This window comes from Mycobacterium attenuatum (assembly GCF_900566085.1).
Taxonomy (GTDB): Bacteria; Actinomycetota; Actinomycetes; order Mycobacteriales; family Mycobacteriaceae; genus Mycobacterium; species Mycobacterium attenuatum.
The window spans coordinates 1-18488 of sequence record NZ_UPHT01000193.1; the positions used below are offsets into that span (position 1 = coordinate 1).

The following is an 18488-nucleotide window of genomic DNA, read 5'->3' on the forward strand; positions in this document are numbered from 1 at the left end:
GCCCCCGCCCGCCCCCACGGCGCCGCCAGGACCAGATCTCAGCGTCGACGTCAAGGGCATGGGCCCGATCAAGGCCGACAACCCGGCACTGGCCGCCGCCGCACGCCAAGTCCTGGCCGGGGGCAACGTTCACGACGAATACAACCGCGCCAACATTGCGTTGCCCCCACCCGGCACCCCGGTCATGACACCGGTATCCCCAGGTAAAGCGGTGTTCGGTGACGTGGGCCAATACACCAACAAGCAGATCATGGCCCTCGGTGACCAAAAGGCGTGGGTCAACGGACAAGTCGTGGACTTCGACCAGATCGACTTCGGCCCCGATTTCCTGGGCTGGATACACCCGACGATGCCCACGCCGGCCACCCCGGTCGCAGTCAGCACACCCGCCCCCACGGCCGCGCCGCAGCCCGCCCAAAGCGGGCTGCCAGGCAACCCTATCCAGTAACTATTGGCCAAGAACCCCGAAAAGAACGGAGTACCGTCAATGTCTGTGGAACGCATCCAAGCCGACCCCGCCGCGCTGGAACGCTGGGCGACCAATCACGAGGGAGCCGCCCAAACCTTGGAGGGCGCGCGCAGCGACGGCGCCAAGATCCTGGAAGCCGCCGACTCGTGGGGGCCAATCTTTTCCGAGGCCCGCCGCGCCGCACAGGAGGTCATCGAGGCGCGCGAGCAAGCCCTGGCCCAACAGGCGCAGCGTCATCGCAACATGGCCGACCAGCTGCGCCGCGGCGGCGCCGCGTTCGCGGCGATGAATGAGGACAACGCCGCCGACCTTGGCGATATCACAACCTAAACAAGGCGGACCGTGATTTTCGAGGCAGCAAGCCGGGATTCGGCGATCATCGTCACCTCCGACCTCAACGGCACAACAACCCATGTTCAGCTCGAACCCGCGGCGATGGAACTCACCGAAGCCGAATTGTGCAATCGCCTCATGCGGTTGGCGACACTGGCTTTCCTGCGATCTCAGCTGGCCATTCGGCTGCAGTGGGAGGCCAACCACAAACAAGTGCTGACCAATCTGCCCACCGAAGCGCAAGTGTCAGCCTATGCAGCAACAATAGACTTCTAGAAACCACAGGGGAGAGTTGAGCAGCGATGGTGGCGCGGTTGGAGGTGCACAGCCCAGCACTGGTCGCTGTCGCCGGCCAACTCGACACGGCCGCTGGCATGCTGAGCACCGCCGGGGCCAGTGTGCCGGTTCATCCGCCGCTGGCCGCCGATGAAGTGTCCACCAGCGCGGCGGCGCGGCTTTCAGCACACGGAACGGTGTTGGCGTCACGGGCCGGCGACGGTGCGGCCGTGCTGGCGGCCGCGGCGGTCGCGCTACGCCAGGCTATCGGCGCCTACCAGCAGACCGACACCGCCAACGCTGGGCTGGTATCGCTGCACGGCAGCGGCGCCACCACCGCGCCCGTGTTTACCCCGGCAGTGACCACCAACGCCGCGACACCTGCGTTGCCGATCAGCCCACCGGCACCGCGCGACGGCAAAAGCCTTGCCGCGCTGATCGAAGCCGGAAGCCCCAGCGCGGGTTCAGTTTTCACCACCAACTGCCACACGTACGCGGCGCGGTTTCGTGAGGCCGCACACACGGTGCGCGCCGCCGAGGCCTCGGTCCGCGCAGGATTGAGCGGGCAGGCGGGCCCGAAAATCGCCGATGCGCTCTCCCGGTTCGCCACCTGGGCCGAGGAGATGGCCGAGCACGCCGAGGCGCTGAGCGCGGCAGGGCAAGGACATCACGAGCGGTTCAGCCGAACCCAGCAAGCAACCCCGACAACGTCGCAGTTCAGCGACGTCGAACGTCAGCTCCAACAAGCCCAGGTGCTCAATAGCCGGCCGGCAACGGCCGGCATGTACACGCCGGTGATCAGCCAGCTCCAAACCCAGCTTTTAGGGTTGCACAGCCGCACCCACGTCGCGGCGACGAACTACCACATCGGGGAACTACCCCAGGCGCCGCCCGGCCCGCCGCCGGTGACCCCGATCGTCGATCCCGCCCCGGGCAGCGCACCCACCGGAACCCAGCCCGGCCCGGGTGATGCCAACCCCGACGATCACTCCGCGGACCCGCGAAACCATGCCCCGGCACCGGGCGATATCCCCGGCGGCAATGATGACGCCGATCCTGCTGCGGCACTTGACGATCCCGCTAGCGGGCTAGACCAGATGCCGTTGGGCGGGGCCGCCCAGCCGATGACCGCGATGGCCTCGATGATCCCCGGCCTGCTGGGCGGGGTTGTGGGCGCGGCCGCGGCCATCCCCGCGGCCTTAGCCCAGCAAGGCCAATCCGTGCTATCCCAAGCCGCCGAAGCCGTTTCGGGACTAGCCAACGGGTTGACCAAACCCGACCCGGATACCGATCTGGGCGGCACCGACATCGGAAACCTGGGCGGATCAACAGGCTCGGGCGCCAGCGGCGGCGGCGGGGGAGCCACGCAACCCGCCGCCGGGCCGGGCAGTCTGGCCCCGTCTGCCGGCACAGGGATGATGTCGGTGGCCGGCCCACCCGGCGGCCCACCACTTGCGGGCGGGTTACCCAGCACACCAGGGGCTGCCATGCCCGATGCCGGGCCTGGAGGCGCGGGTGCGCCCATGATGATGCCCCCGATGGGCGCCATGGGAGCCGGCGCCGGCGGCTCGGCAGCGCGGCCCGCCAAACCCGCCGACAAGGAAGTCCTCGACCCACCGGTGCCCAACGGCGAGCCCATACGCGGAGAAGTGCTGCGCCGCACGGCCAAAGCCAGCATCGCAGAGACACCCCGGCACTCCGGCGGCCAGGATGATGTCGTGGTGACCTCGGCCCGAACCGGCAAACGCGTCGTGATCGACGACAAGGACGGGCCCTCCGATGGTTGACCTCGAGCGCTACGAACGTGACAAGGCATGGTGCCGCAGTGTGCAAAAACGGCTGGACAAGGTCAGCGACCAGTTCGAGGCATGGAAACGCGCGTGCGCCGAGGTGAGCATGACCGCCAGCGTCGCCGGCGGCGATGTGACGGTCACCGTGGCCGCCAATGGTCGTATGACCAGCATTGAGATCGTCGAAGGGGCGATGGCGCGCTACTCGCATGAAAGCCTCGAAGGGCGCATCAACCGGGCCCTTGAGGCGGCACAGGGGCGAGCTACCGAGGAAGTCGCCGAGATCGACGCCATGATAGGAACCGGCGACTTCCTGGCCGCCTTCGACGAAGGCCTCGCCAGCAGCAGCGAGTAAGCCCGCGTCGTTACCGCTCGGTGCGGCGCTGGTTGAGCAGGTCTTCGACCAGGCCGCGGCCTCGCTGCGGTATCGAGGTGCCGGGAAAGAATCGATCCACGATCGCCCAGACCTGCTCGGCGGTGGTGATCTCCAGGTGCCTAAGCAGGGTGTCAAGGTCGCCGGCGTCGCGGGCCGCGCGGCCAGCGAGGACTTTCATCGCCAGCAGGTGCTCGGGCGGGGTGACGTTCACTTGAAGATAGGGATGGTCGAATACACGGTCGCCCTCGCCGGGATGCCGAGCGACATAGCTGGCAGCTTGATTGTTTAGCCAGGTTGTTGGCCAACGGTTTTCGCGCGCAACCTCACGGATCGCCGCGATCATCGGCCCGTCAGGGCTGAACTGGGCGTCGATGTCACGGGTGGCCGTACGGGCCGGGTCATAGGCCAGGATCATCGCCGCCCCGCCGTAGACGTGCACCTGCCCGACGACTCGTCGGCGTTCGAGTTTGGCGGCCAACGCGCTTAGGGCGCGTCGTATGTCGGTCAGGTCGAACAGCGGCTCGGGCATCATTGGCGTTACTCCGTCGTGGGCGAGGTCGTGGCGATCGAGGTAAATGCCGCGCCGCCGAAACGATGCGGGTGTCCACAGTAAGGCCTGCACGCGCGCCGAAGGCAGCGGCGAGATCCACCAAGCCCGGTGCAGGAAGCGCTCAACGGTGATCGTCCACAGCGGGCCAGGTAGTCCGTGGCGGGCGGCCAGGTGCTCGGCGATCGCAGCGAGCAGCGCATCGAAACGAGGCTCACCGATCAAGAGGGGTTCTGCGGTGATCAGGGGCAGTGCTGCCGCGCCGGCCTCATCGGCACCCCGGGCGAACTCGAAGAACACCCGCAGTCTGGTCGCATCGTCGCCGCCGCGGGCGATCGCCGCCGCTGCTTCACCGATGCTCAGCGCGGTCTGGGGCGCGGCGAGGTCGGTGCGGGCGCCTTGGTGGCGGTGTACGGCGCGCACCGCATCAGCCGGATAGCCCGAGATGCGGCTGATGCGGCGGTTGGACAGGATTCCACGCGCCCGAGCACGGGTAACGCCCCAGTGGTGGGCGGCCTGCTCCGTGCTCCACAGCTCCACATCACCAACATACGCGCATCATGCGCGCATGTTAGTGCGGGGAAGCAACGCGGCTGTCGTCGTCTTCTTCTTCGCTGGACTGGGGGACGCGAACATTCCGGAAGCTGGCCAGCCAAGCAAACGCCACGAAGGGATCGCGGGTGGGAAAGCGTGCCCGCGTAATCCAGTGCAGGACCTTGAGGCCCATGAGAAGGTAGCCGGTGCCCAAGACCGCACCGTAAAAGAACCCGAGCGGACAGAGATTACTTAAGCTGTGCGAGGCAGCGGTGAGGGCGGCGTACACGACGATGAACCGGCTGCGGTCAAAGTCGGCTTTCGTCGCAAGGTGACCAATGACGAACGCAACGGCCAGCCCGCCTCCCGACCACACCGCGGTCCAGAGCAGCCACCGCAACGCGTTAGCATGGTCGGCGTAGTACAAGTGCATCACCCAACGCGCGACCGTGCTAATGAGAATGGCGCAGCACTGGGCCCGCCAACCGGATCCCAGCAGCAAAAGTAGAGCTATGCCGGTGAAGGCGATCTCTTCTTGAAAGCCCGAAACGACGCTGAGCAGCACGTGATAACGCGGTGATGCGCCTGCGCCTGTGATTGCCGGGCACCACGGCGCAACCGTGGCCAAGTTACTGACAGCGCCAGTGAGCGCCGCGGCGATCGGAGCGACTAGCGCCACAGACCATGTCGCGGGCGGATGGACAGTGGATGCTTGGCGTGGAGGGCTAGAAGCCGCACCAGTTGTGCGGGCGAGCAGGGCCAGCAGGCACAGGCTGAACAGCGCTTGCAGGCAGCGGCCTACCAGCGCACCGGTGCTCGCGCCGACGCCTCCACCAATCTTGCAGGGGCCCGGCCAAATCGAGTCAGCGATGCCCCAAGTCATGTTCGGGCCGAACACCGCGATCAGGGCGACACCGTAAGCCAGCACTCGCAGGCCCGCGCTAGCATGCGGCAGCCACTTCGACACCCACCACATTGCCGCCAGCCCAGCCGCCTGCACACACGCAGCTGCGATCGAGATGGGACCAACGCGCGCGGACCCAAGACCAACGGCCAAATTAGCAACGAGCGAAACCACCGCGACGGTCGCCACGGCATCGAACTTTCCGCGCGTATTCCACATGGCCGTAGGTTAACCAGGAGGTCGGACACAGCCGGCGCGCCCGCGACCCGCGCTCACAAAGAACGTATATAAGCTCCCATATGGGGCATAGGGGAGCGGGCTTTTCCCGCGCTTTGGTCAGCCCCGTGCCGGATCCGGCTGCAGCCAGACTTCGAAGCTGTCTCGCCAGGGAGTGGGATCCGTGCGGATCGTGTCGATGATCGCCCCGATGGGCTGAGCTTGGCTACCCGCGGATCCGCCTTCTCTAGCCTGGTTTCCACTTGACGCGACGCCGATAAGTGTGGGTCCGCTTGTGTACCAGGGGCATCCGGAGTCACCGGCGATTTGGACCATGTCGGCCTCGAGTATTGCCAGATCGGGCCGATCGGGGTTGCGGTCCACGCTGGTGACGTGTCCGCTCGTCTTGCCGGTCCGTTCGCCGTATTTGGTGACCGGGTCGTTTGTGGACACCAAGCGGTCAGTGGAGGTGAAGTACGGTTCCAGCGAAAAGCGTTGGTAGACGGCGAATAGCGTGTAGCCACGCGAGCCGGTAAGGCGACCGTTTGCGTCTTCGGCGTCGGCTTGGCGGGACACGACTTCGCCGATCCTGACGTTGTTGGCGGCCATTACGTGCTGGTCGACGGAGTCCGAGCAGTGCCCGGCTGTGACGGCTAAGCGGTCACCGCGTCGATTGCGGCCAAAAAATCCGAGGGAGCATCGGTGGTTGCCGATCTGGATCGCCATCCCCACGGTGAGGTCGACGTGTGCCGACGCAATCGGGGCCGCCAGGATCACCAGCGAACACGACGCGACAGCGACCATGACGGCCGCCATCGATTTGGCTCTCACGCGCTCCGACATACTGCGCACCGTAGAAGGTAGAGCCGACAACCGACCATCACCGAGACCAAGAAATTCCGCGCGCGGCGGCAGCCCCTAGGGAAGCACAGCTACATCGCAGCCCAGGCCGCCATTTTTCGGAGGTGTTGTTCCCTGGTGACACGCCTTCGCCTTCACCACCGCGTCGGCCCGCACCCGCACCTTGTACATCGACCTGTTCGCTGGTGCGCCGCAGAACTTTGAAAGAGGAACAGGCAAAGTCATTCGATTGCCGAGCGATCCGACACCAGTGTGACTTCCTTCCTGCGAGTTTTCGCCGCGTCAGGGGCCCTGATTGCGCTATCGACATCAAATTACATCGGTGTAATTCAGCGACATTACTGGCCGCTTCCGACAGTTAGCGGTTGAGTCGCTGTATGGCATCATCGCGGGTAATTTCGGCGACTTCCTCGCGGGTCAGGCCGACGCGGTTGATGAGCAAGGCGGCAACTTCGGCAGGAAGGGATTCGGCGGACTCGCCGGCGGTTCGCTGCGGTCGGACGCCGTCGCGTACTGCTGCCCAAAACGTTGCTTCGTCGACGTGTAACTGGTCGCGAAGGATGTGCGCCCACATCCGCGGGCCGTACGTGGTGCGCCCACACCCAAAATGGCGGCAGTCTGACGATACGCGGCAAGATCCCGGCTCAGTGGTGGGCATGTGTCGGTGGTCCTGGCTACGGTGTGGTTTCCGAGGAAGGAACTTGAATGAGTAGCCGCGCAGTCCTGCTTGGCGATACCGTGGATACCGTGACCACTGATGCGCCGGGGACGACTGGCACCTCGGTATGGGCACGTCCGGGCGCCGAAACGCACAGCGGGGAATCAGCCGCGCCCGCACCTGGCTTGCCCGCCGGTGTTCAAGCAGCGCAGAACGGTGCGCGGCCGGTACCCGTGCTGCCGCCGTCCATCCCTCAACCGCGGTCAGGGCGTGGCAAGCGGAGTCGGTTGATCTGGGGGATCCTGTCAGCTGCGGCGCTGCTATCGATCACGGCGATCATTTTGACCACTATGAAATGGACGAGCGCACCGCCACACCCGATCACCACGACGGTGACGGCCGGTCCGCCCACCTACAGCCAGGAACAAATCGCGGCCGCCAAAAAGCAAGCCTGCGACGCAAGTTTGACGACGAATGATCCGATGATCGATGCGCAGCGGGCATTAGTTTCGATCCCTGATCGGAACTCTCCCGAGTCCCAGGCTGCGCTAGCCAATTATCAAATGGTCACCATCGTTGAGACCGAGTACCTAAAAAGCCAGACAACGCCGGCCGCGCCGGAAGCGGTCAGGGCGGCGGTCGCCAATTACGTAGCCGCGCTCGTGTCCGAGGTTGACGCCGAGACACGACACCTCCCAGACGGAGAGATAAGTGTCCGGGTACGCGCGACGAAAGAAGCGGGCAGAGTGCTCGGGGACGTGTGCAGATAGGTAGGCACAGATGGAAGCTGGGCGAATTGATGTCGTGGCGGAAGCGGCTCAGGTCGCGAATGCGGTTGCCAGCCAATCGGATGCGGCGGCCGCAATAGGGGTTGCTGCTGCTTCGCCTGGCCTGGCTCCAGGACTATTCGGTGGTATCGCTCCGGCTCACGGAGCCCATGGCGTGAGGCTAGCGGCTAACCACGGTGGCGTGAGCAGCCGCACCTGCAGCGTTGACGATGGCAGCGCTGAAGCAGTCGTGGCATATGCGGTCGGGAACGCGGATAACGAGCAGGCGTTGTCATCGGTGACGGAGGTGTAGGGCTATGGCGATTTATGCCCCGCCGAGTGGCTATCGCGGCCCGGCCCGTAGTAATTGGCCGGCTCCCGGACCGCCCCTGCATGTGGCGATCGGCACGCGACGTCCACGAGGCCGCGCGACATTTGTAGCAGCCCTAGCAGTGCTGGTGGTCGCTGTAATTGCGGTGGTATATGCAGCCGTATCGCTCGGCCGAGAGCAGGCTGCTGCTCAGGAAACCGTCGTCACCGTGGGCGCGCCGGGGCCGGCTTACTCGCCCGAACAGATTCAGGCGGCCAAGACCAAGGCGTGCGGGGCGTGGGATACAGGGGCACTCGCGATCGGCGCGGCAAGCAGAAGCGTGGCCGCAACACCCAAAGACTGGGATGACCCGATCACGAAGAGCGCGGTGGCGGCGCAGTCCCGAACACTACTGGTCGAGAGCGCATTTATAAGGGTGAGTATGGATCCCGCTACACCGCCCGAACTGCAAGCACTGCTTACCGAATACCTCGATCGAGGTTTCGCAATCCAAGACGCCGAGCTACACCATCTAGGCACGAGGGCTGACGCGTTGACTAACGCGGAGATAGCGAGCGGATTAGCGACGCGGATCGAGACCTTTTGCGGCTTGAAGTAGCTGAGAACCGCGCTGGAGGGGGCTGGGCGTTGGCGTATAAGGGCACGGGTGCGTTCTCGCACTTGATCATCACCGAAGAGATGCTTACGCCCGAACCTGGGTTGATTGACGAAGAGGCGGCGGCGCACCTGGCGACGGCGCAAGAGCTGGAGTCAATCGCCGACACGCGCGCTACAGCGAATGTCCTTCGGGAGGAAGCGATCCAGTCGCCAGGCTCAGAGACCATGCACATGGCCCACCGCCAGGTAGTAGAGGAATATCGGCTGTTGGCCTCCGCCTATCGAGAAACCGCCGAGATGTACAAGGACGAAGCGCAGATCCTGCGTGACGTCGACCGCGAACAAGGCCGCATTGATGCTGCTGCGCACAAGGAGATCAGCGCTGCAAAGGATCCCGCCAAGATTGCGGAAATCATCGAGCAGCACAGAGCGGCAGCCGAGGCGTATTCAACGAGAGCCGCGAACACGATCTATGCGGGGCACGGGCGGTGGGACAAAACTGTGGGGATCCAGCTAGCGGGTCTTCAGGGCTTGGGCCAGCCCTTAGCCCCCATCCCGTTCCCACGGCCACTGGATCCGGTACCGCCGATGCCACCTGTACCCGTGAATCCGGCACCTACCCCAGCCAGTCCGCCACCGACAGTACCTTTTGACCCGCACAACCCGATGCCCACCGTCAAGACTGACGGTTCGACCCCGCCGGGGAACGCGCCAGCGGCCGACAACGGCCTAAATCCATCTCCGGGGGGCGGGCGCGGCGCTCGCACGCCCGGCGATGATCGTAAGGATCCGCTGCAGGAGCCGCTCGGTGGCGGGCCAGGGTCAGGGGGAAGCCAGCCAAGCACTGCCGTACCGGTTGGGAATCTTCCGTTCTCGCCCGGCGGTGGGTTTGGTGGCAGTGGTGGTGGCATGCCTGGTGGCGGTCTGGGTGGTGGTGGCTTGGGTTCTGGGCTTGGTGGTGGACCGTTGTCGTCGCTGGTTGGTGGTCTGGGTTCGAATCCGGCGTCGTCGGGGTTGGGTAGTGGGATTCCGGCTTCGGCGACCCCGATGTCGAATCCTGCCAGTGCGGCTGGCCTGGGTAATCCGGGTAGTGCTTTTGCGCAGGGCTTGTCTTCGGGTGCGTCGGCGGTGAGTCCGGTGGGTGCTGTTCCGCCGCCGGCGACGGCGGCGCCGTCGAGTGTGGCGGGCCCGGCGGCGGGTGGGGGTGTGCCTGCGGCGGCCGGTGCTGGGAGTCCGGCGGGTTCGTTGGCTTCTGCGGGCGCGTCGGGGGTGCAGCCGGTCTCGGCGGTGGGCCCTGCGCCGGCGGCGGCGGGTGCGGTTCCTGCGATGTTGCCGTCGACGGGTATGGGGGCAGCCGAACCGGCTGGGGCGGCAGTTGGATCAGCGACTACGAGTCCTGCGGGAGGCGGCACTGGTGGTGGTGCTGCTTCGGCGGCTGCGGGGGGTGGTGTGCCTGCTGGGAGTGCAGGTGCTGCGTTGGTGCCTGCGGCGGTGGTGAATCCGGTGCCTGAGGTGCCGCGAGCGCTGCGGGGGCTGTCCGACGATGCGCAGTGGGCTGCACTGTTGGCGTGGGAGTTGCGCCACGACTGCGTCCAGCGCGGGTTCCCGGTCGATTGGGCGGTGGGGGTGTTTCGCCGTGAGGGCGGTATGGAGAAGTTGGTCATCTCCAATGAGGGGTCGGGTTATGTCCCGTGGGGCGTGTTCTTACCGCGTGAGACGCGGCTGGTTGTCACAGATCCTGTGGTGGACAGGAGTTTTCGCGACGCCTGGTTCGGATGCCCGGATCCAGCGCGGGTGCTGGTCGAGTACAGCAAATTGCGAGTCGAGGGTGGCTGGAATCTGGTGGCTGCAGCGACCACTGGGCCGGTAGATCACCTGCGCATCGCCGGTGTCGAGCATCCGGGGCGCTGCACCGATGAACGCAACCCCTACGAGCACCGGACCGCGCAACCGTTGGATGCGATGCATGTGCACCGCTTGCAGTCGGAGTACGCCGATTTGTATGCGCGGTTGAATCGGGTGGCCGAGAAGGCTACCCGCGATCAAATCGAAACGGTGATGCTGCCGCTGGCTCATGTTCTGGTATCGCTGGCCAGGGGCACCGATGGCCCGGGCGAGTCAATTGGCGGTGATGAACCCAGCGCGCGGCAGCGGCTGTTGTCGGCGTGGTCTGCTATCCACAGTGGAGAGCTGCCGGTGCCGGAGTGGTGGGATGCGTACCGGCGAACGACGGCTATGCAGTTCGTCGGGGCGACGTCGGTGGTGATGTCGGGTGGGGGGTCGGTGCCCGTTGAGCGTTGGTCTGGGCCCTATCGGGAGCAGTGGCGCTTGTCGCGGGCGATGGAATTGTTGGCCGGGTGGGCACAGCAGCCGCTGCCGTTGGCAGACATGGTCTATGCGGCCACTGCCGAGCCTGGCGTGGATGTGCGAGCAACGGTCAGCGCGGCGCTGCGCAGTGTCGAAGACGAGCTCGAGAAGCGCTAACCGGGGCCGCTGTGGGAGGCCGCGTTTGGCAAAGCCGGTTGGTGGTGGGCGTTGGCTCGCGTGAGCGGTTACGGTTCGTGCTATGCCGTTGAATTTGGCGTCTAGGGCTCAGGCCTCGGGTTTTTGGTTTCTGCGGCGCCGGTTGGCGCATGCGTTGCTGCGGCGTTCACCGAGTATGGACGTGGAGTGGGAGCGGGCGCAGAAGTTCGCCGTGGTGTTGTCGATCGTGGTCGGCCTGGTGGGGCTGGGCGGCGCGTTCGTGGCGGGCTGGTTGCGCCCTGCGGGGTTGGTCGGTAACACCGCGATTGTGGCTGATAAGGCGTCGGGGGCGATCTATGTCAATGTCGGGGGGCGTTTGCATCCGGCGCTGAATCTTGTGTCAGCGCAGTTGGTTACGGGTCGTCCGGATGCGCCGGCGTTTGTCTCGTCGTCGGATATCGCGAATCACCCTAAGGGCCCGACCGTTGGTATTGTCGGCGCCCCGGTGGCCACGCCTGCGGTGTTGTCGCCGCAGGTTTCGCGGTGGGCGGTCTGTGATACGGCGCCATCGACGCTGGCGGGGGCGCCGCAGGTGACGGGGATCGACGGTGCATTGGCCCTGGGGGCGGGCTCGCAAGTGCTGGATGGCGGGGCGGGCGCGCTGATGTCGTATGGGGGGCAGACGTTTGTGGTGACCTCGGGTGTACGCATGGCGGTCAACGTCACGGATCGAGCGGTCGCACAGCCGTTGGGTATTGAGGCGGGACGCCCGGTGGTGGCGATGTCGCGGGCGTTGTTTGATGCGGTTCCAGCCGGGGCCCCATTGGTGGTTCCTGCGGTTCCTGATGCTGGAGCGCCGGCGGCTGCCGATGTCGGGTTTGCGGTGGTTAATGGGGTTGTTGTGGTGACGCGTGACGTCTCGACCGGGGTGGATCAGTTTTATGTGATCGCCGGCGATGGGGTGCAACCGGTTTCGGCCGTCGTTGCTGGGATGTTAAGGCAGCGCGACACTTTCGGGTTCGCGGCGCCGCCGCGGGTTGCGCCGGATCGGATCGCGAAAATCCCGACGCGCCATGTGCTTGACGTGGACTCCTACCCCAAGGCTCCGCTGCGGTTGGTTGATAGCGCTGACATGTCGGTGACGTGTGCGGGCTGGGAGCGTGGTGTTGATGAGCGGCAGGGGCGGTTGTCGTTGATCGCGGCGCGGCAGCTGCCGGTGACCGATCATGTTGGGGCAGCGGTGATTCCGCTCGTTGGTGGCGGCAATGGCGGGGTGCAGGCCGATCAGGTGGTTTTCGGCGAGGGGGCGGCGACGTTCGTGACGACGACCGGCACAGCGCCGGATTCGCCGGAGCGACAAACGTTGTGGCTCTTTGATGCTACTGGGCTGCGGTATGGGATCCCGTTTGAGGGTGGCGCGATGCAGGCGCTGGGATTGTCGAAGGATCAGGCGCGGTTGGCGCCGTGGGCGATGTTGCAGGTGTGGCCGGCGGGCCCGGAGTTGTCGCGGTCGGCCGCGTTGACGTTGCACGGGTCGAGTTCTAGTGCCCCGGGGGCGGTTTCGGTTCCGGCCGGGGCGAGCGAGGGGCGGTAGTTCTGATGGCGACGGTTCGTTTTTCCCCGGGGTCAGCCAAGAAGGGGCCCAGCGTTCCGGGCGGGTCGGTGTCGGTGCCGCCGCGGCTGGTGACGCCGGCGCCGATCCCGAGACCGACGTGGCAGAAGCTGTTGATCGCGGCGGTGATCCTGGTCGTGGTGGGCATGGTGTTGCTGATGGTCTCACAACCCGCTTATCGGACGGGCCCGCTGGGGATTATGAGCGTGTTTTTCCCGGTGATGCTGATGGTGTCGATGGGTGGCATGATCTTCGGTGGGCGGATGTCGGGTGGTGGCGACAAGCAGTTGACCGGCGGGCAGTTGGATAAGGCGCGCAAGGACTACTTCAAGGCCCTCGATGAGACCGGCGACTCGATTCAGGACACGGCGGCGGCCCAGTTCGCGCAGGCGGTGTTCTATTACCCTGAGCCGTCGCTGCTTTCGGGGTTTGTGGGTTCTGACCGGATGTGGGAGCGGACTCCTGCTGTGGGGGTCGCGCAGCAAGGGATGGTGAAGGAGCGCTCGGCTGCCGAGCTTGCGTCGGTGCATTTCGGGTGTGTGCGGATGGGGGTGGGTCGCCACCAGTTGGCGATCAAACTGGTGCATGAAGATCAGGGCGACCCGGCTGATTATGAGCCGGCGTCGTTTGAGGCCGAGCGCCAGTTCACGCTGGCGCAGAAGTCGGTGAGCGGGATCGCGAAGGCGATTTCGTTGCGCGCGTTTGCCGGCATTGGGCTGGTCGGCACCGGGGGCTTGGAGCCGGTGTATGGGTTGGTGCGGTCAATGGTGTTGCAGGCCGCGGTGTTTCATTCGCCGAAATATTTTCAGGTAATGGTGCTCACCGATGATCCTGCGCGGTGGGACTGGTTGAAATGGCTTCCGCATAATCAGCATCCGGATGCCGCTCGCGCCGATTATGGCGGCTCGGCGCGGATGGTGTGGACCAGGCTTGATGATTTGTTGGCCGCCGTGGACATTGAGCATGGCCGTGGAGCGCATAGCTCGGATCCGGTGACACCGCATTGGCTGGTGATTTGCGACCAGGTGCGCCCGGGTTCGAACTGGGATCCGATTACGCGGGCTCAGCTCGGTGGTGTGGCGGGGGTGACGTTTTTGCGGCTGGCCGCCGAGCGGGGGGAGGGCTTGGAATTCACTGCTCGGGCAACACATTTCGTCACTGAGTCGATGATCACCGATTGCGATGGTGAACCGTTCGCGGTTCCTGATTTCCTCGACGAGCCCACAGCGCGGGTGATTGCGCGGAAGATGGCCCGCTATAGCCCGGAGGGTACCGTGAGCGCCGCGGGCGATGACGGGGGCTCGTCGGATTCGCCGGATCTGTGCGAGATGCTCGATATCGCTGATGCACTCAATGTCGATCTGGATCGGCTGTGGGGGATGACGGCGATTCCGCCTCGATCCAAGGGTCAGTGGTCCAAGCAGTGGGGGTGGTTCCCGTTCGCTGTCGACGAGTATGGCAAGCCGGTGGCTGTCGACTTCAAGGAACCTGATTTCGGTGGCCATGGTGCGCACATGGTCGGCATCGGGTTCACCGGGTCGGGCAAGTCTGAGTTCATCAAAACGTTGCTGTCGGTGATGTGTCTTACCCATTCACCCGAGATGCTCAATGTCGCGTTTTTCGATCTGAAGGGCTCGACGACGGCGCACACGATCAAGGATTTTGCGAATGTGGTCGCCGCGGTGACCGATCTGGAGGGCGATTATCTGCTGGATCGGATGGCCGAGGGCATCAAGGGCGAAGTCGAGCGGCGCAAAGCCCTGCTTGATCGTGCGCACGCCAAAGACGTGTATCAGTACGAGGAAATGCGGATCCATCGCGGGGAGAACCTGGAGCCGCTGCCGTGGTTGTTCATCATTGTCGATGAGTTCACGCAATGGTTTGACACCCGCCGCGAGGAGGCCAAGGAGCTGACCAGTTGGCTCTCACGTCAGGGTCGGGGTTTGGGCATGAGCCTGATCATGTTGTCGCAGACGTTGGGCCACCACATGGCGCGGGGTCAAGACGCGATGGCCAACATTCCGATCCGGATGACGCTGCGGGTCCTTGAGGAGAACGACAGTCGGGACATCTTGGGGGTGCCTGATGGGGCCCATATTCCGATGGAGCGCAAGGGCGCGGGCTATTTGAAAGTGATCGGGGCACCTCGGGTGATCGGGTTCCAAACCGCCTATGTGTCCAAGGAATACGAGCCGCCGCCACCGGTAGATGCCACCGAAAACACTGCGGCGCCGGAGTTCGTCGTGGGTCCGCGGCTGTTTACCGCCGCGGCGATGTCGGCGCTGCCCAAAGAGGCGTTGGCCAGCCCGCAAGCCCCGCCGGTCGGCGAGGCGGCGAAACCCGCAGAGATTTTGGGTCCTGATGGGCGTCCGCTGCAACAGATTCAGGCATTTCAGCAGGCGGTGAGTCGCAAGGCCGCGGCCTTGGCATATCGGCCGCATCAGATTTGGTGCCCGCCGCTGGAGTCGGTGCCCTCGGATGTGCTGGTCGGGCGGCTGCGGGGGCGGCCGTGGCAGGAGGGCTACGGCGCGGAGGATCATCGCCGCCTGTTGTTCGCGGTGGGCGTGGAGGACCGCCCCCGCAAGCACGCCCAGGTGGTCTACGCGCCCGATGTCACCGACAGCAACGTCATGGTGCCCGGGGAGAGCGAGTCGGGCCGAACAACAGCGTTGGCCACGATGATCGTGTCAGCGGCACTGACGTACACGCCGCGGCGGGTGCAGTTCGTGGTGCTGGCTTTTTCCGGTGCTGACCTCAACGACGTTCAGCACCTTCCCCACGTGGTGTCGTTTGCCCGCGGCAGCGAGCGCCAGCGGGTGAGCCGCTCCATCGCCGAAATCAAGGCCCTGATTGGGCAGCGCGAAGCGGCGTTCAACCGCGATGGCATCAAGCTGACCGATTTCCGGGCCGGCCGTTTTGGGGGCGGCCAGGAGTTGTTGCCCGAGGACCCGTTCGGGGACGTGTTTTTGGTGATCGACGGTTGGAACGATTTCAAGTCCAGCTATGAGCCGCTGGTCGCTGATATCGAGGAGATTTTGCGCCGCGGCCCCCGACATGGGGCGCATATGATCATCAGCAGCGACGGGTGGATTGCCAGCGGGCTCAATGCCCGGATGATGTCGACGTTTACCGCCAACGTTGAACTGAAGTTGCCCAAAGTCGACGAAACCAACCACAACCCCAATCCCGAAGTGCTCAAAACGATTCCGTTCGGCGAGCAGGAGGTGTTCGACGCCGAAACCGCTGACCAGCAGCTCGGCGAGGTCGCGCGGGTGCGGGTGCGCGTCACTGGTCGAGGTCGCTCGATGTTGGGCTATCACTTCCAGACCGGCAGGCCATGGCTGACCATCGACGGTGAGCGGGTGGGCGTCAATGACCCGCGGGCGGCCGCCCTGATCGGACGGGTGGCGGGCCAGTCGGGCGCTGAGGTGCGGCTGTTGCCCGAGCGGGTGTCGCGCGCCGAGGTGTGGGACAAGCTGGCGCCGGATGCTCGCCGGGCTGGGGTGGTGCCCTTCGGGCTGTCGGAGGTGGACTTGGGTGCGGCCTACGCCGATTTCAACCGCCACCCGCATCTGGTGGTGACCGGGGCCGCGCGCTGCGGCAAGTCCTCGGCCTTGGCCAGCGTCGCGCAAGGCGTGATGGACGTGTACGGGCCAGAGGAAGCCAAGGTGTATGTGATCAGCCCAGATAACGCGCTGGTGCAATACGTGGGCGAGGACTATTTGGGCCGCTATGAGGCGCTAGAACCCACCCCGGCGGGCACCTTGGAGCCCTCCGGGCGCATGCTGGCCGGCTACGTCTCGCACGAAGACCAGATCATCGCGTTGGACAACTACCTGGGCCGGGTGCTGGCCGGGCGGGTTCGCCCCGATGACGTCACCCAAGAAGAGATCGCCTCGGGCCGGCGCCGCTGGAGCGGCCCGGAAGTCTTCGTGCTGGTCGACAACGAGCACGAGTTGGAAGCGTGGGTCAGCGGCACCTGGGGCAAAACGTTCGCTCTGACAAATGTGGCCGGCTTTATCAAGCGGGCGTCCGAGGTGGGCCTGCATGTGATCGTGGCGCGACGGATCAATGGTTGGGCCCGCATCAACACGGCGCTGATGAGCGAGCTGCTCGAAGCGTTGTGCCCGATCGTGGTCATGTCCGGTGAGCGCGGCGAAGGAAAAATCGTCGGCGATCTGTTTGCGGAGAAGATGATCAGTGGGCGCGGCACCTATGTTGTGCCTGATGAGCCCAGCGGGCCGGCGCAGTTCGCGCTGCCCGATCCGGCGGGCACGCCATCGCGGCGGCAGCCGCAAAGTCCGCGTGAATCCAGCACGGTGGTGGATTAGGGCGGAATTGATGCTGAGTGATTGGCAGAGCTTTTCGGCGGCTTGTACGCTCGTTGAACAAGGGTAAGGGGCACCCCTGAGGAGGAAATCATGTTGTTAGATGTCGAGCCTTTGGCTGTCGCGGGGCAGGCCGCCACCGAACTGGTGGGTACCACGGAGTCTGCGGCGATGCTCACGGGGACAGCACCGGCGCTAAGCGCCTCGGCTCCGATGGGTATCGAGGAGGTCAGCGCGGCGATTAACGCAGCGATCTTGGCCCACGCCGCCCAGTTCGCCGCTCAGACCGGGGTCGGCGTCGCACAACGAGGCCTGTACGCCGCGCAAGTCGGCGTCTCGGGGGTCAGCTACGCGGCGTCGAACGCTTTGTCGGCTGCGACGCTGGCCTTCTAAGACCAGGCCCGAACGTCTGTGGTGTTCGCCGACTTTTGGGCACTTCCGCCGGAAGCCAACAGCTTTCGGCTGGCCTCGGGCGCGGGACCGGCAGCACATGCTGGCCAGCTGGCCGGCTATCAGGCGCTCGCGGCGTCTCACACCGCGCAGGCAGCACAGATCATGGCGACCACCAGCTCGGCGTTGACCACCTGGCAGGGGGTGGGGTCGGTCGGCATGTCCGGCACCGCGATGCCGTTGGCGACCTGGAACGCGCTCGTGGGCGCCTACGCTGAGAAAGCGGCCGCCACGATCGGCAGCATGCAGTCGGCCTATTCGGCGGCGATGTCGGCCACGGTGCACTACACCGTGGCCATCGCCAACCGGGTTCAAGAGGCGGTCCTGGAATCGACCAATTTCCTTGGCGTCAACGCGATTCCGATCGCGGTCAACAACGCCCAGTACGCCGAGTACTGGGCGCAAAACGCGGGCGCATCATCCGGCTATGGCGCCGCAGCGCTACCCCTGATCGGCGAACTGTCACTGCCGCTGACCCCCTCGCCGCTGGGCGCCTACCCGCTGGGCATGGCGGCCGCCGGTGCTGCGGTGGGTGCACAGGCCGCCGCCAGCGGTGTGCAGGCGCTCAGTTCGGGGCTGTCGGAAGGTACTGGTGCCACGACGCAGGCATTGGGCAGTGAGGCCAGCGCCGGGGGGGCGGCCTCGCTGGCGGGCGCGAGCAGTAGCGGCGAGCAGGGTGCCGGTGGGCAGGCCGGCGCCCCTGGACCTGCGATCGCGGGTTCGGATCAGGCTGGAGATAGCGCGCAGTTCTTGTCGTCTGCGCAATCGATGGCCGGGCCGATGATGTCGGCGCCGAGTTCGGCGCTGCAAAGCGCGACCGCGCCGCTGACCCAGGGCAGCAGCGAGCTGATGTCTGGGGTCGGACAGTTCGGGTCGATGGGGTCCTCGCTGATGTCGCCGGGAGCGCTGGCCAGCAGCGGGCTGGGAAGCGGCGGGGGGCCTGGTCTGAGCGCGTTGCGCTCAGGAGTGCCGGGGG

The 18488-nt window shown here is 65.5% G+C and carries 17 protein-coding genes and 1 pseudogene; 13 read left to right on the forward strand and 5 right to left on the reverse strand.

Annotated elements, in window-relative coordinates:
* The 5 genes and pseudogenes from EET13_RS30730 to EET13_RS29235 form a co-directional block, all read left to right on the forward strand.
* Positions 1-448 (forward strand): annotated as a pseudogene (locus EET13_RS30730) (DUF4226 domain-containing protein); the annotation flags it as partial.
* Positions 449-487: 39 nt separating this feature from the next.
* The gene (locus EET13_RS29220) at positions 488-799 is read left to right on the forward strand and encodes a type VII secretion target (protein ID WP_122445503.1); all 312 of its coding nucleotides are present in this window, start codon (positions 488-490) and stop codon (positions 797-799) included.
* A gap of 12 nt (positions 800-811) precedes the next feature.
* Positions 812-1078 (forward strand): hypothetical protein, encoded by a 267-nt coding sequence (locus tag EET13_RS29225; protein WP_244604188.1) that lies wholly within the window; start codon positions 812-814, stop codon positions 1076-1078.
* Positions 1079-1104: 26 nt separating this feature from the next.
* Positions 1105-2865, forward strand: a complete 1761-nt coding sequence (locus tag EET13_RS29230; protein ID WP_122445504.1) for a PE domain-containing protein — start codon at positions 1105-1107, stop codon at positions 2863-2865.
* Positions 2858-3223, forward strand: a complete 366-nt coding sequence (locus tag EET13_RS29235) for a YbaB/EbfC family nucleoid-associated protein (RefSeq protein ID WP_122445505.1) — start codon at positions 2858-2860, stop codon at positions 3221-3223. Before EET13_RS29230 ends, EET13_RS29235 begins: the two co-directional genes overlap by 8 nt.
* 10 nt (positions 3224-3233) lie before the next feature.
* Here the strand turns inward: EET13_RS29235 and EET13_RS29240 are convergent, their stop codons facing one another.
* The 4 genes from EET13_RS29240 to EET13_RS29255 form a co-directional block, all read right to left on the reverse strand.
* Entirely contained in the window at positions 3234-4331 is a 1098-nt protein-coding gene (locus EET13_RS29240; protein ID WP_122445506.1) for a hypothetical protein, read from the reverse strand.
* Positions 4332-4362: 31 nt separating this feature from the next.
* A complete protein-coding gene (locus tag EET13_RS29245; RefSeq protein ID WP_168991358.1) occupies positions 4363-5292 on the reverse strand; it encodes a hypothetical protein in 930 nt (309 codons plus the stop codon).
* Positions 5293-5565: 273 nt separating this feature from the next.
* A complete protein-coding gene (locus tag EET13_RS29250; RefSeq protein WP_244604189.1) occupies positions 5566-6288 on the reverse strand; it encodes a chymotrypsin family serine protease in 723 nt (240 codons plus the stop codon).
* A 376-nt stretch (positions 6289-6664) separates the two neighbouring features.
* A complete protein-coding gene (locus EET13_RS29255; protein ID WP_122445508.1) occupies positions 6665-6880 on the reverse strand; it encodes a hypothetical protein in 216 nt (71 codons plus the stop codon).
* A gap of 371 nt (positions 6881-7251) precedes the next feature.
* Between EET13_RS29255 and EET13_RS30060 the strand changes: the two genes are divergently transcribed.
* Complete coding sequence (locus EET13_RS30060) at positions 7252-7734, forward strand: hypothetical protein (protein WP_136623309.1); 483 nt, start codon at positions 7252-7254, stop codon at positions 7732-7734.
* A gap of 449 nt (positions 7735-8183) precedes the next feature.
* The gene (locus EET13_RS29265) at positions 8184-8660 is read left to right on the forward strand and encodes a hypothetical protein (protein ID WP_122445510.1); all 477 of its coding nucleotides are present in this window, start codon (positions 8184-8186) and stop codon (positions 8658-8660) included.
* A 215-nt stretch (positions 8661-8875) separates the two neighbouring features.
* Here EET13_RS29265 and EET13_RS29270 read toward each other — a convergent pair whose 3' ends face one another.
* Entirely contained in the window at positions 8876-9085 is a 210-nt protein-coding gene (locus tag EET13_RS29270; protein WP_122445511.1) for a hypothetical protein, read from the reverse strand.
* A gap of 949 nt (positions 9086-10034) precedes the next feature.
* On the opposite strand from EET13_RS29270, the gene EET13_RS32505 reads away from it, so the two are divergent.
* From EET13_RS32505 to EET13_RS29300, 6 genes are all read left to right on the forward strand, one after another.
* Entirely contained in the window at positions 10035-10157 is a 123-nt protein-coding gene (locus tag EET13_RS32505; RefSeq protein WP_280177896.1) for a hypothetical protein, read from the forward strand.
* Between the two features lie 5 nt (positions 10158-10162).
* Positions 10163-11143 carry a hypothetical protein gene (locus EET13_RS29280; RefSeq protein ID WP_168991359.1) on the forward strand — a complete coding sequence of 327 codons (981 nt, stop codon included), beginning with the start codon at positions 10163-10165 and terminating at the stop codon, positions 11141-11143.
* Positions 11144-11225: 82 nt separating this feature from the next.
* Positions 11226-12716 (forward strand): type VII secretion protein EccB, encoded by a 1491-nt coding sequence (eccB, locus tag EET13_RS29285; protein WP_122445513.1) that lies wholly within the window; start codon positions 11226-11228, stop codon positions 12714-12716.
* 5 nt (positions 12717-12721) lie between these two features.
* A complete protein-coding gene (gene eccCb, locus EET13_RS29290) occupies positions 12722-17065 on the forward strand; it encodes a type VII secretion protein EccCb (protein WP_122445514.1) in 4344 nt (1447 codons plus the stop codon).
* A gap of 90 nt (positions 17066-17155) precedes the next feature.
* Complete coding sequence (locus EET13_RS29295) at positions 17156-17455, forward strand: PE domain-containing protein (RefSeq protein WP_122445515.1); 300 nt, start codon at positions 17156-17158, stop codon at positions 17453-17455.
* Positions 17456-17473: 18 nt separating this feature from the next.
* A partial coding sequence (locus tag EET13_RS29300; RefSeq protein ID WP_136623311.1) for a PPE family protein occupies positions 17474-18488 on the forward strand: 1015 nt, incomplete at its 3' end.